General features: G+C 45.2%; 8 protein-coding genes. 4 read left to right on the top strand and 4 right to left on the bottom strand.

Features of this window, described 5'->3' with window-relative positions; all coding sequences use genetic code 11:
- Window positions 1-62: 62 nt before the first annotated feature.
- From pgk to pheS, 4 genes are all read right to left on the bottom strand, one after another.
- Window positions 63-1,322, bottom strand: a complete 1,260-nt coding sequence (gene pgk / locus HUX74_RS03505; RefSeq protein WP_117601185.1) for a phosphoglycerate kinase — start codon at window positions 1,320-1,322, stop codon at window positions 63-65.
- A gap of 88 nt (window positions 1,323-1,410) precedes the next feature.
- On the bottom strand, window positions 1,411-2,085 hold the full coding sequence (nth, locus tag HUX74_RS03500) for an endonuclease III (protein ID WP_174646218.1): 675 nt from the start codon (window positions 2,083-2,085) through the stop codon (window positions 1,411-1,413).
- On the bottom strand, window positions 2,082-3,278 hold the full coding sequence (locus tag HUX74_RS03495; RefSeq protein WP_005826370.1) for an MFS transporter: 1,197 nt from the start codon (window positions 3,276-3,278) through the stop codon (window positions 2,082-2,084). Before HUX74_RS03495 ends, nth begins: the two co-directional genes overlap by 4 nt.
- Window positions 3,279-3,384: 106 nt before the next feature.
- Window positions 3,385-4,419, bottom strand: a complete 1,035-nt coding sequence (gene pheS, locus HUX74_RS03490) for a phenylalanine--tRNA ligase subunit alpha (RefSeq protein ID WP_022401660.1) — start codon at window positions 4,417-4,419, stop codon at window positions 3,385-3,387.
- Window positions 4,420-4,774: 355 nt separating this feature from the next.
- Here pheS and HUX74_RS03485 point away from each other — a divergent pair, with 355 nt between their 5' ends.
- The 4 genes from HUX74_RS03485 to HUX74_RS03470 all read left to right on the top strand — a co-directional run bounded on the left by HUX74_RS03485 (window position 4,775) and on the right by HUX74_RS03470 (window position 13,499).
- On the top strand, window positions 4,775-7,420 hold the full coding sequence (locus HUX74_RS03485) for a zinc-dependent metalloprotease (protein WP_117601199.1): 2,646 nt from the start codon (window positions 4,775-4,777) through the stop codon (window positions 7,418-7,420).
- A gap of 95 nt (window positions 7,421-7,515) precedes the next feature.
- Window positions 7,516-10,809, top strand: a complete 3,294-nt coding sequence (locus HUX74_RS03480) for a SusC/RagA family TonB-linked outer membrane protein (RefSeq protein ID WP_117601186.1) — start codon at window positions 7,516-7,518, stop codon at window positions 10,807-10,809.
- Between the two features lie 19 nt (window positions 10,810-10,828).
- On the top strand, window positions 10,829-12,166 hold the full coding sequence (locus tag HUX74_RS03475) for a RagB/SusD family nutrient uptake outer membrane protein (RefSeq protein ID WP_174646217.1): 1,338 nt from the start codon (window positions 10,829-10,831) through the stop codon (window positions 12,164-12,166).
- Window positions 12,167-12,302: 136 nt separating this feature from the next.
- Entirely contained in the window at window positions 12,303-13,499 is a 1,197-nt protein-coding gene (locus HUX74_RS03470) for an MFS transporter (RefSeq protein ID WP_117601188.1), read from the top strand.
- Window positions 13,500-14,202: the final 703 nt, after the last annotated feature.

Genomic DNA, 14,202 nt, shown 5'->3' with positions numbered 1-14,202 from the left:
ATAGTATAAAAAAGGCAACCCTTTTTTCAAAGAGCTGCCTTTGGATGTTATTTTACTTGTTTTTATTCGTTGATAGCAGCGATACCCGGAAGAATCTTTCCTTCGATTGCCTCAAGCAATGCACCACCACCGGTAGATACGTAAGACACGCCGCTTGCCAAGCCGAACTTGTTGACACAAGCTACAGAGTCACCGCCACCTACGAGTGAGAAAGCACCGTTCTTGGTAGCTTCTACGATAGCTTCGCCTACAGCACGTGAACCGTGAGTGAAGTTCTCGAATTCGAATACACCCGTCGGACCGTTCCAAAGGATAGTCTTGGAGTTCTTGATGACATCTGCAAAGATCTTTTCAGTCTCAGGACCGATATCAAGACCTTCCCAACCGTCAGGAATTTCGTCAACCGGGCAGAACTTGGTGTTGGCATCGTTGGAGAAAGAATCTGCAATCTTGGCATCAACAGCTAAAACAAGGTTTACGCCTTTTTCTTTTGCTTTCTTCATCAGGTCAAGAGCCAAATCCAGTTTGTCATCTTCGCAGATAGAAATACCGATTTTGCCGCCCATAGCTTTAGTGAAAGTATAAGTCATACCGCCGGCAATAATCAGGTTGTCTACCTTGTTCAGCAGGTTTTCAATGATCTCAATCTTAGAAGAAACCTTGGAACCACCCATGATGGCGGTAAACGGACGTTGGATATCGTTCAAAACTTTATCAACAGCCTTTACTTCTTTTTCCATCAGGTAACCGAACATCTTGTTGTCCTTGTCGAAATATTTAGCGATCAATGCAGTAGAAGCGTGTGCACGGTGAGCGGTACCGAAAGCGTCGTTTACATAGCAATCTGCATAAGAAGCCAATTTCTTGGTGAATTCTTTCTGGCTTTCCTTAACAGCAGCTTTGGCAGCCTTCTTTTCTTCGTCTGTAGCATCTTCAGCCAAACCGCGGGGTTTGCCTTCCTCTTCAGCGTAGAAACGGAGGTTCTCGAGCAACAACACTTCACCCGGTTGCAGAGCGGCAGCCTTTACGGCAGCTTCTTCGCCCATGCAGTCGTTAGCAAATTGCACCTCAACACCCAACAACTCTTCGAGATGCTTCAGAATGTGCTTCAAAGAGAACTTGTCAGCCGGGCCTTTCGGACGACCGAGGTGAGAACCGATAATTACACTGCCGCCATCGGCCAAAATCTTCTTCAGTGTAGGAAGAGCGGCACGCATACGGGTATCATCTGTAATGTTGAAGTTTTCGTCCAAGGGTACGTTGAAGTCCACACGAACGAATGCCTTTTTTCCGGCAAAGTTAAATTGATCAATTGTCATAATACTCTATTTTATTTAAAAGTGTTATTAAATTCTTTTTAGTGAGCGCAAAGTTAGCATTTATTTCTTTTTTTTGCTATGAAACCGTTGTTTATTCTTTGTCTTTGCCGTTCTCTTTGCTAACTTTATATTTCTGGCAGTAATATTTGCACATTAATTGCAAACCGCAGGTATCACATTGTGGAGTACGTGCCTGGCATACATAGCGACCGTGCAGGATAAGCCAGTGGTGAGCTATGGGGATATCTGCTTCCGGTATATGTTTTACCAATTCTTTTTCGACACTGAACGGAGTTGTACATTTATCTGATACCAGGCCCAGGCGATGGCTGACGCGGAACACGTGTGTGTCTACCGCCATAGCCGCTTTATTGAAAACAACGGATTGGATGACATTGGCTGTTTTGCGGCCTACGCCGGGCAGTTTTACCAGTTCTTCAAGGGTATCGGGTACCTCACTGTTGAATTCTTTCACCAACATCTGTGCCATGCCTACAAGATGTTTGGTTTTGTTGTTGGGATAGGAGACGCTGCGGATATATTCGTATACCACGTCGGGAGTAGCAGCGGCGAGTGCTTCGGGAGTAGGGAAGTCCCGGTAAAGGGCGGGGGTAATCATATTGACGCGTTTGTCCGTACATTGTGCAGAGAGAATAACTGCTATCAACAGCTCGAACGGATTGTCATAATGCAACTCTGTTTCGGCTACGGGAACGTTCTCCCTAAACCAAGCAAGGATTTTTTCATAACGCTCTTTCTTTCTCATCTTAATTTGTTTTTATGATAGTGAGGAGATACTTTCAGATTGAAATAGAAGATGGAGATAACCGTGAGGCAGGCTCCGAAAAAATATGCCATATCGAATGAGGTAATCTGTGCGATATAACCTCCTGCTGTCAGACCTATACCAATGCCTACATCCCATGAAGTCAGGTAGGTAGAGGTGGCTGTTCCGCGCTGGTTGTTGGGGGCCAGGTTTACGAACAGCGTATTGAAGGCGGGGAACATCGTCCCGAAGCCTACTCCCAATAGGAGGGCAACCATAAAAAACAATATGTTTGTCAGTTCCGGGACGGTCTTCATCAGTAGTCCGCAAGCGGATAATATGAAGAAACAGCTACATACCAGATATAGTCCTAAAGTTATGACTTGGGTGATACGTCCTTTATCCACTTGTTTGCCGGAGAACATACGGGACACTGCCATGCCGACGGCCATAAAAGTAAAAAACAATCCGGAATTCAAGGTAATTCCTATTTCTTTGGCATACATGGCTACATAAGTGCTTGTCATGCCATATGGTATGGAGAGCAGTAGCAGTGCGATTCCTGCCGGGATACCTTTCAGCAGCACAAAGCGGTCCAATGAGATAGGTTCTCGTTTGACAGGTTGTTTGGGTGGGGTCTTGACGAGGCATGCGGCAACAAAACCGATAGTTCCTGATATGAGCGAGCAGGCAAAAATCGTTTCAAAGGAATATATGTCATGCATGAAAAGACCAATCATCGGGCCGAAGCTCATGGCTGTATTGTTCATCAGTCCATAATATCCTACGGCTTCGCCGCGACGGGACGAAGGGGTAATGTCAATCACAATTGTATTTCCCGCTACGGTCACCATTCCAAATGCAAGGCCGTGGACAACCCGCAACATGATGAATAAAGATAGGACTCCCGCTAACATGTAACCTGCGAAAATGGTGATAAAGATGAAGTATGCCACCAGATAAAGAGGCTTGCGGGCTAGCGTGTCGAGCAGGTATCCCGAGAACGGGCGTATGCAGAGCGAGGCAATGGTGTAGCATGACAAGATGACACCCACTGCTGCATTTCCGGTATGGAATACCTCAGTCAGGTAGAATGGAAGAACCGGTAGTATCAGATAAAAGGCAAAATACAAAAGGAAATTGGCAGCCAGGATAAGGCAATAGCCGGAAGTTACAAGTTTGTCTTTTGCCATAGCGAAAAATAGTGGTTAGCGATGAGTGGTTAGTGATGAGTGATTAATGATATGCTGAAAATGCGCAACTTATTAATCACTAATCACTAGCCGTTATTCACTATATTTAGTAAGCGCTCTCGAATTCTTTCAGAAAGCGTGTGTCATTTTCAGAGAACATACGAAGGTCTTTCACCTGGTATTTCAAGTTGGTGATGCGTTCTATACCCATACCCAGGGCATATCCGCTATACACTTTGCTGTCTATTCCGTTCAGCTCCAATACATTCGGATCTACCATACCGCATCCCAGAATTTCTACCCAACCCGTATGCTTGCAGAAAGGACAGCCCTTGCCGCCGCAGATATTACAGCTGATGTCCATTTCGGCACTCGGCTCGGTGAAGGGGAAGTAGGAAGGACGCAGACGAATCTTGGTGTTACTGCCGAACATCTCTTGAGCAAAGAGCAGTAAGGCCTGCTTCAAGTCAGTGAAAGACACATTGCGGTCTACGTATAAGGCTTCTACCTGATGGAAGAATGCGTGTGCACGGTAGCTGATGGCCTCATTACGGTATACACGTCCCGGACAAAGTACGCGGATAGGAGGCTGCGTGGTCTCCATAACACGGCTTTGCACGCTGGATGTGTGTGTGCGAAGAATGATGCTGTGCGATACGTTTTCTGTATCATTTTCGATGAAGAATGTATCCTGCATGTCGCGTGCCGGATGGTCTTCGGCAAAATTCATGGAGGAGAATACGTGCCAGTCGTCTTCCATTTCCGGTCCATCGGCGATATTGAATCCCATACGGGCAAATATATCGATGATTTCGTTTCTCACGATGGAAAGCGGATGGCGGGTTCCTAATTCTATCGGGTAGGCTGAACGAGTCAAGTCAATATCGTCACAACCAGTATCCTGGCTTTCGAACTGTTCCTTCAAGGCGGCAATCTTTTCTTGTGCTTTGTTTTTCAGTTCGTTCAAGCGCATACCCACTTCTTTTTTCTGTTCGGCGGCTACATTGCGGAAATCTGCCATCAAGTCATTGATGGCTCCTTTTTTGCTGAGGTATTTGATGCGGAGTGCCTCTAATTCCTCGGGGTTAGCGGCTTTCAGTGCCTCTACTTCCTGCAGAAGCTGATTGATTTTAGCTATCATATCGTTGTTATCTTATTTATTTTCTAAGTTAAAAACGGTGCAAAGATACAATATTATCATTGTTTTGCCGCCAATTGGGGAAGATTATTTGGTGTCAGTGGTACAAAATTTCATGTGAAGAAGCAATGATAAAGGATTGGAGAAAAAATAATAATATATAAAAGTCTTCATATTGTTTATGGAAAAAACATAAATGAGCGTTGTTTAGTGACTTTTAAAATATACTTTTTGTATCTTTGCGCCCCGTTTACCGTTCTATGGAGGTAGAACAAACTGGCGGTTGGTATTTATTAACATACGTCAAAGAGAGAGAGTTAACGGAGTAATTGTTGCATTAAAGTTAGAGTTTGAATTGATGAAATTGAAGACAATCCTGCCAGTCGTGGCAGTTGCGGGAGTACTCATGTGTGAGCCTGCCGTATTGTTGCATGCCGGTACATCTGATTTTGCTTCTTCCGAAGCTATGGGATGGTTCCGTAAGAAAAAGAAGAGTGAAGCCAAGGACAGCGTTCAATCCAAGAGCGACTACGAGAAATTGACGGGTTCAGGTGCTATTGCCTGCAAGGGAATGTTCAATGTTTACCAGAAGAAGAGCGATTATTACTTTGAAGTGCCGGCAAGGCTGCTGGGACGTGATATGCTGGTAGTAAATAAATTACAGCGTGTTCCTTCCGAACTGAATGAGGCGGGTGTGAACCGTGGTACGAATTACGAAAATCAGATGGTGCGTTTTGAATTGGACAAGGCTGCCAACAAGCTGTTGGTACGTCAGAGCCGTCCTCTTCCATTGGCGCCGGATGAGGATGCCATACGGCAGTCCGTATTGGATAATTATATTTCTCCGCTGATAGCCGGTTTCAAGATAGAAGCATTCAATAATGACTCTACCATGATAGTGGTCAAGGTCAACGATATTTATGATGGTACGGAGACGAGCATCAATAATGTCTTTACAAATATCAACCTGGGAACTTCGGCCATCAAAAATCTCTCCCGCATTTTATCTATCAAAGCTTTTGAGAACAATGTGGTAGCTACTTCCGAGTTGACAACTAAGGTGACTGAGGGAACAACGACTGTGTTTGTTACGGTCGAAGTCAGTTCCTCTCTGTTGCTGTTGCCGGAGAAACCGATGATGGGACGTCTGGATAGTCCGCGTGTAGGTTACTTTACCAATCCGTTATTGAATTACAGTGACGGTCAGCAGCGTGTAGACAAGAAACCCTTCATCACCCGCTGGCGTCTGGAACCGAAACCGGAAGACCGGGAGCGTTATCTTCGTGGTGAATTGGTGGAACCGGTCAAACCAATCGTGTTCTATATCGAGAACTCCACTCCCCGTCGTTGGCGGAAATATATCAAGCAGGGAATTGAGGATTGGCAGGCTGCTTTTGAACGTGCCGGATTCAAGAATGCCATCGTCGCAAGGGAGTTAACGGACAGTATGAATGTGGATAAGGATGACGTGAACTACTCTGTGCTGACCTATGCGGCCTCCACCAAAGCCAATGCCATGGGACCTTCTATCCTTGACCCACGTTCTGGCGAGATATTGGAAGCGGACATCATGTGGTGGCATAATGTGCTGGGTATGCTCCAGGAATGGATTACAGTGCAAACCGGTGTCGTACGTCCTGAAGCAAGAGGAGTAAAGCTGCCGGATGAACTGATGGGTGATGCCATGCGTTTTGTGGCATGCCATGAGGTGGGGCACTCGTTGGGTTTGCGTCACAATATGATTGCTTCCTGGACTTTTCCGACAGATTCCCTGCGTTCCAAAACATTTACGGATTGTATGAATACCACTTCTTCCTCTATCATGGACTATGCACGTTTCAACTATGTGGCACAGCCGGGTGACGGTGTTACGGCGCTTTCTCCCCATATCGGTCCGTATGATATGTTTGCCATAGAATACGGCTATCGTTGGTATGGTAAAGAAACCCCAGAGGCGGAGAAGGATTTGCTTGCCGACTTCCTGAGCCGTCATGCAGACCGTTTATATAAATATAGTGAGGCGCAGGATGTGCGTGATGCCGTAGACCCGCGTGCACAGAATGAAGATTTGGGCGATGATGCTGTCCGCTCATCTCTGCTGGGTATTGAGAACTTGAAGCGTATTGTTCCTCAAATCATCCAATGGACTACCACTGGCGAGAAAGGACAGACTTATGAAGAAGCTTCCCGCCTATACTATGCGGTTATCAACCAATGGAACAATTACCTCTATCATGTATTGGCAAACATCGGTGGTATCTATATAGAAAACACCGTTGTGGGCGACGGACAGAAAACCTATACCTTCGTAGAAAAAGAAAAGCAGCAAGCAGCCTTGAAGTTCCTGCTGGACGAAGTGCTGACCTATCCCAAATGGCTGTTCGACACGGAAGTGGGAGAGTACACCTACTTGCTGCGCAACACTCCGCTGGGCGTAGTGGAGAATGCACCGACACAGGTGTTGAAGAATGCCCAATCCTATATCCTTTGGGATTTGCTGGGCAACAACCGCCTGATGCGTATGTTGGAGAACGAATCGGTGAACGGCAAAAAGGCTTTCACGGTGGTAGAGCTGATGGATGGCCTGCATCGCAACATCTTTGCCACTACGGAACGCGGTGCTTTGCCGGACGTCATGACACGCGCCTTGCAGAAGAATTTCGTAGATGCGCTGATTACGGCAGCTGCCGAAAGCGAAGGAGTGAAAATAAACAAAAAACTGATGGACAACCACTTCTTGCTGGACCACCAGACTGCCCTTTGCAGTTGTGACGAGCATGTTGGTAAGACTTTGGATGCCGACCGTATGGGGGCCCACCGCGAACTGAACTTCTACGGTTCGCAGATAAACCGCGTATCTGATGTCATTTCAGTGAAGCGTGGTGAGTTGCTCCGCATCAAGGAACTGCTTCAGAGCCGTTTAGGTACATCGGATATAGCCACTAGATATCATTATAAGGATTTGATTTTGCGTATCAATACAGCATTAGGAATGAAGAATTAGGGATTAGCGATTAAGGGTTAGGGATAAGTCGTTAGTAACTAACCGCTAATCCTTAATCCCTAATTTGAGTATTAATTTAATTTTATATGTAACGCATGGAAAAACGTGTATTAATCGTTTTGCTATGCCTTGTGGGAGTTTTGTCATCTGCTTTTGCTGCAGAGAAAAAAGTCCAGGGCGTAGTAATATCTTCAGAGGATAACCTACCGCTTATCGGTGCTTCCATCTATGTGACTCCGGAAGACTTGAAAAAGGCGGGAAGTGCTCAGACTACAATGGGGGTTATTACTGATGTGGATGGTCAGTTCTCTATAGCTATACCTGCCGGGATAACCCGTTTCTTTTGTAGCTACGTGGGGTATGACGTATTGGAAGTAAAGCTTGTTCCGGGGAAGGAATTTTATGAAATAACACTTCATGTATCTTCCCAAATGCTCGATGCCGTTGTTGTGACGGGTTATCAGACGGTGGAGCGTCGCAAGCTGACGGCAGCGGTGTCCAAATTGGATATATCGGATGAGACTATTGGTGCAGTAAAAAGTATTGATCAGGCACTTGCCGGACAAATTGCCGGACTTTCTGTCAGCCCGACTTCAGGTGCTCCGGGTGCTCCGGCAAAGATACGCATTCGCGGTACCGCTTCGTTGAATGGTACACAAGACCCTTTATGGGTGCTGGACGGCATTCCTTTGGAGGGGACGGATGTTCCTGAACCGGATGAACTGAATGACATCACCAACATGAAACAATCTTCCATTGCGGGCTTGAATCCGGCGGATATTGAGAATATCACCATTCTGAAGGATGCGGCAGCCACAGCCATCTATGGTGCGCGTGCAGCCAATGGCGTCATTGTGATTACGACAAAGAAAGGGAAGGTCGGTAAACCGGTTATCAGTTTCTCATCCCGATTTACCTATACTCCTACATTGAGCCTTGACCGGTTGAACTTGCTGAACTCAGCGGAGAAAGTAGGATTGGAAATGGATATGATCCGTAACAACTATTCTCCGGACAATCATAAAGGAGGTGTATATAATATTCTTTCCAATTACAATGAGTTGTCTGCCTTTCAGAATGGAGGATGGGATGCTCTGAGCAGTGAGACGCAAGCTGCTATCAACCGTTTGAAGAATATAAATACAGACTGGGGAGATGTTCTTTTCCGTGATGCTTTCAGCCAGGAATATAATCTGAGTCTTTCCGGCGGTACGGAAAGAGTTACTTATTATACCTCTTTCGGCTATTACAAAGAAGATGGAAATGTGGACGGTGTGAGTATGGACCGTTTTAACCTGGTAGGAAAGACGTCTTACAAAGTAAACAATATATTAAAGGTGGGTGCCTCCATGTTTGCCAATCGTCGTAAAAATACCAATTATCTGACAGATGCATATGGCATGTCCAATCCCGTGTTCTATTCGCGCAAGGCTAATCCGTATTTCGAGCTTTACGATGAAAATGGAAACTATAATTACGATTATGATATTCAGAATAATACCGATAAGGATTTAGGGTTTAATATCTTTGAGGAACGTCGGAACACGTCCAATGAAAGCGTAGTGAATTCTTTTTCGTCCATATTTGATGCGGAACTTCGTTTTAATGACAAATGGAAGCTGACTTCCCAGTTCGGTTATCAGTTGGAAAAGACTTCCAGAGAAGAGATAGCAGACTGGGAAAGTTATGCCATGCGTTATTATTACAAGTTGAGCGAATACTCTCAGGATGGGGAAACGAAGCATTTTCTACCCGAAGGGGGGATGCAGAAGTCATACGAGAATTCCAATTCACAAATTACCTGGAAGGCGATGGGAGAATATCGTGACAGTTTCAATGATATTCACGAGTTGGAAGTGATGGCGGGTACCGAACTACGCAAGACTTGGTATGAAACCTTGTTCTCGGCAGGGTATGGCTTCGACCGCAAGACGTTGACGACCAAACCGGTGATTTTCCCCAACGAAAGTTACGCCACGTCTTTCCCGCTCCATCAGACAACGTATAAGGAGAATGCTTATGTATCTTTCTACTCTACGGCCTCTTACTCTTTGTTGAACCGCTACACGGTGGGAGGAAGTATCCGTTTTGACGGTTCCGACCTTTTCGGTGTGGATAAGAAGTACCGTTATCTTCCTCTTTATTCTGTCAGTGCATTGTGGCGTCTGTCACAAGAACCGTTTATGCAGCAGGCCAAGTGGGTGGACAACCTGGTGTTCCGTGCATCCTACGGTCTGCAGGGAAATATTGATAAGAATACCTCTCCGTTCCTGCTGGGTACTTACCGATCGGAAAGTATTCTGCCCGGTGTGTCGGAAGATATGATTGTTATTAATTCCGCTCCCAATAAGAAGTTGCGTTGGGAAAAGACGCAATCAGTCAATGCAGGCTTTGATTTTTCTGTATTGAACCAGGCTATCAATCTGAGTGTGGACTATTATTACCGTAAGGGTACCGATTTAATAGCTTTGCGCATGCTTCCTTTGGAGACGGGTTTTACTTCTATGAACGTCAACTGGGCAAGTATGGAGAACAAAGGTGTGGAAATCAGCTTGTCTACCCGTAACATAACGACGAAGAATTTCTCTTGGTATACAAATTTCAATTTTGCTTATAACGGTAATAAGGTGCTGCAAGAAAATATTCCCGAACAGCAGACCACTCCGGGGCGTGAAGGCTATCCAGTAGGAGCAATTTTCGCACTGAAGACTGCGGGTGTAGATAAGGAAACAGGTAACATGATGTTCTATAATCCGGAGGGAGAGAAAGTGACCTTGAAGGAACTCTACCGCCTGAAAGATGAGTGGGGGATAGGTATTGCCTCTTCCGATGTAACTGCAGCCGAAGAGAGGACCTTCTATTCGTATATCGGGAGTAGCGATGCTCCTTATACGGGAGGTTTGATTAATACCTTCAGCTATAAAAACTGGGAGTTGAATGTCAATTTCTCTTTGACGTTTGGTGGGTACGTACGTACGCAGCCCTCTTATGACATCATCAATCCGGATTATGGCAAGAACTATAATGCTGATGTGCTGAACCGCTGGACTCCGGAAAACCCGAATGCGGAGCTTCCGGCATTTATGCTGAGTGCTTCCAACCCGGAAGAGTACTCTTGGTATGATTCTAAAACCATCTGGAGAGATTTGGATATCTGGGTGAAGAAGCTGAACTACGTACGTTTGCAGAATCTGCGTCTGGGTTACCGTATCCCTGAACTCCTGACAAAGCGTTTGGGAATGAACTCGGCAACGGTATCTGTTGAAGGACGCAATCTCTTCGTGTTTGGTTCGGGATATAATAACTACATGGATCCGGAGTCGATGTACAATCCTTATGCAACTCCCGTACCCAAGTCGGTTACATTCAGTTTGAACTTGAATTTCTAACTTCAAAAGCAGAAAGAAAATGAAGAAAACAATAAGTCTGATGATAATGGCCTGCATGCTTCTGCTTGCGGCATGCGACAACTATCTGGATATACAGCCTACCGGTAGTGTCATTCCTAATTCTTTGGCTGAGTATAGGGCGTTGCTTGCCCGTTCTTATAAGGACGTGAGTAAATTCAGTGACCGGGGAATGGCTTGTTTCCGTTCCGACGAGATGCAGGTTCGGGATAATGAATATGATCAAAATTATTATATGGATATAGAGCGCTGGAACGATCTTGCCCCCAATGCCTATACCTCATCGTTTGAATGGGCCAAGTATTATAATGTGCTTTTTATTGCCAATCATGTTATAGAGAGCAAGAGTGATATCAAAGAAGGTACTGAAGAAGAGATAAATCAGCTTGTAGGAGAAGCGTATATGCTCCGTGCTTATGTACATTTCTTATTGGTAAATCTTTATGGACAGCCCTATACTAAGGAGGGAGCTTTGGATACCAAATCGGTGCCGCTGAAACTGGATACTGATTTGGAGAAAGTCCTGAAACGCAATACAGTGAAAGAAGTTTATGCTTCCATCCAAGAAGATATTGATGAGGCGCGCAAACTGGTTACGGAGGCAGAATGGGAGCAGAGATATTCATATCGTTTCAATACAGCTTCGGTAGAGGCGTTTCAGTCGCGTGTATCCCTTTACAAGGGTGAGTGGCAAGCAGCTTGGAATGCTGCTGAAGCAGTGCTTGCCGTGAAGTCTGTATTGGTAGATTTGAATGATGACGCTGCAACTCTTCCTAACAATTATAATTCCGTAGAGAATATCACTCCGCTGGAGACACCTTTGAGTAGTACAGTCAATGGGGCTGCTCTGGCTACTCCGGTTTTTCTCTCCCTTTATGCTGAGAACGACCTTCGGCTGGATAAATATTTTGCTGAAGCGGATGAAAAAGGTTTCAGGAAGAACAAGAAGGCGGGAAGTAACAACTATTTGTGTACTTTCCGTGTAGGTGAAATATATCTGACGGCTGCTGAGGCTGCTGCTCAACTAGGACAACTGCCTCAGGCACGTACCCGCCTGCTGGAATTGATGCGGAAACGTTATGCACCGGAGGCTTACGAAGCAAAATCTATTGCTGTCAACGCTATGGATAAGGAAGCGTTGGTACAGGAAATATTGGATGAGCGTGCCCGTGAACTTGCTTTTGAAGGACATCGTTGGTTTGACCTTCGTCGTTCCACTCGTCCACGTTTGGAGAAAGTGCTTGGTGGTACGCGTTATGTACTCGAAGAAGATGATGCCCGTTATACATTGTCCATTCCGAAAGAAGCCATAGAAGCCAATCCGGGATTGCTGAACTGATAAAGATGACCGGTAAAGATTAAACTCCCCGATTCTCGGCTGAACAGCGCAGGGAATCGGGGAGTTTTGTCTTAATGTGGATTGGATATATGTTTTTTACGTACCTTTGCACCGTTTTTGTAATAGACAATATAAGATGATACAGAATCAGAGACCTCCTATCCGTAGAATTGCTTTTCCAATTCTTATAGCATTGAGTATTTCGCATTGCTTGAACGATATGCTGCAATCGGTCATTTCGGCGATATACCCTTTGTTCAAGGAGGATTTATCCTTGAGTTTTGCCCAGATTGGTCTGATTACGTTGGTGTATCAGATGTCGGCGTCCGTGTTTCAGCCTCTAATGGGATTGTTCTTTGATAAGCGCCCCATTGCCTGGTCATTGCCAATAGGTATGTGCTTTACTTTGGTCGGCATTATGAATCTGGCTTTTGCAACTAATCTGTATTGGCTGCTGGCTTCGGTATTCATTGTGGGTATCGGTTCATCTGTACTCCATCCAGAGGCGTCGCGCATTGCCTTTCTGGCTTCTGGCGGAAAACGCGGACTGGCGCAGTCTCTGTTTCAAGTGGGTGGGAATTTGGGAGGCTCGCTTGGACCATTGCTGGTGGCTTTACTGGTAGCTCCTTATGGGAGGCGACATATTGCTTTTTTCACGGCTTTTGCCTTGATTGCCATCGTGGTGATGATTCCTATATGCCGTTGGTTCCGTTCCTACTTGAACCACATCAAGAAAAGCCCGATGCTCGTGGCAGGAAAGATAGAACGTCCCCTTTCTTCAAGGATGACGGTGTTTGCCATAAGTATTCTGCTGATACTTATCTTCTCCAAATATATCTATATGGCAAGTCTGACGAGTTACTATACATTCTATCTGATCCATAAATTTGGTGTCACTGTTCAGGACTCACAGCTCTTTTTGTTTGTCTTCCTGGTAGCCACTGCCATCGGAACATTGGTGGGAGGCCCTGTAGGTGATAGAGCTGGGCGTAAGTATGTTATCTGGGCTTCCATTCTTGGAACGGCTCCATTCAGTATGATGATGCCTCATGTAGGGCTTGCATGGACGGTAGTGCTGAGTTTCTGTGTCGGTCTGATGCTTTCTTCCGCTTTTCCTGCCATATTGCTGTATGCACAGGAATTGCTGCCTAATAAGTTGGGTTTGATTTCCGGGTTGTTCTTTGGTTTCGCTTTTGGAATTGCCGGTATCGCTTCGGCTATATTGGGAGGTATGGCAGATAAGTATGGTATAGAGGCTGTTTATAATGTATGTGCCTTTATGCCTTTGTTGGGGTTGGTGGCTTGCTTTCTGCCTAATTTGAAAAAGAGATAGAGGTTTTGTATTCCCATTGTCAGCCATGCAGAGAGAACGAAAGGTGCAGTCAATGTAGTGAGTCCTCAGTTAGTTCCTACAATTTACAAGGCTACAGAGAGTAAAACGAAATACACTGCCCATATTCAGCTCATCCAATTTTGGTCTTCTAGAGCAATGGTACACAAGATAGGAGAGGAATAACTCCCCCAATATATGGTATATATTGCTGCATTCCGGGAATTTACGAGGGTGCCTGCAAGGAAAAATAGTCTGGTCATAATGTTTCCTTGAAACATCACCTGGTTTATATCCATACTGAAACATTGTAAGTAATCGATGTAGGAAGTAGAAATGAATAGCATGTTAGGCATCAGCTAACTGCACAATCCTAGCAGTAGCTATACAGAAAGGATAAAAGGAACAGTGAACCCGGGTAACACGCGTTGCATGTTGAAAAAAACGTGTATGTAGATAGATATAGATGCGTACGAGGCAATAGTTATCAGCATCAAGGATCCATTTGCATGAATGGCAGAATGTGCTTTGCTCCCCCTCCTTTTTGTGTGGCAACTCAAACGTAACTAAAGGGCTGATATCTCAAAAGAGATACCAGTTCTATTTTTGTATTAGCAAAAAGTTTTAGCGGACAGTCATGTTTAATAAATTATCTTTATTGATATTGGTTACAGTGCAGTTTGTCATTTCTCTGTTAAGCGGTAAA

The sequence above is a fragment of the Bacteroides sp. Marseille-P8574 genome (assembly GCF_902825465.1).
Classification (GTDB): Bacteria; Bacteroidota; Bacteroidia; order Bacteroidales; family Bacteroidaceae; genus Bacteroides; species Bacteroides uniformis.
This window is presented reverse-complemented; position numbering and strand designations above follow the sequence as displayed.

Excerpts from the sequence above, each read along its gene's own strand:
- nth (WP_174646218.1), bottom strand. The coding sequence starts at position 2,085 with ATGAGAAAGAAAGAGCGTTATGAAAAAATCCTTGCTTGGTTTAGGGAG.
- HUX74_RS03495 (WP_005826370.1), bottom strand. The coding sequence starts at position 3,278 with ATGGCAAAAGACAAACTTGTAACTTCCGGCTATTGCCTTATCCTGGCT.
- pheS (WP_022401660.1), bottom strand. The coding sequence starts at position 4,419 with ATGATAGCTAAAATCAATCAGCTTCTGCAGGAAGTAGAGGCACTGAAA.
- HUX74_RS03485 (WP_117601199.1), top strand. The coding sequence starts at position 4,775 with ATGAAATTGAAGACAATCCTGCCAGTCGTGGCAGTTGCGGGAGTACTC.
- HUX74_RS03480 (WP_117601186.1), top strand. The coding sequence starts at position 7,516 with ATGGAAAAACGTGTATTAATCGTTTTGCTATGCCTTGTGGGAGTTTTG.
- HUX74_RS03475 (WP_174646217.1), top strand. The coding sequence starts at position 10,829 with ATGAAGAAAACAATAAGTCTGATGATAATGGCCTGCATGCTTCTGCTT.
- HUX74_RS03470 (WP_117601188.1), top strand. The coding sequence starts at position 12,303 with ATGATACAGAATCAGAGACCTCCTATCCGTAGAATTGCTTTTCCAATT.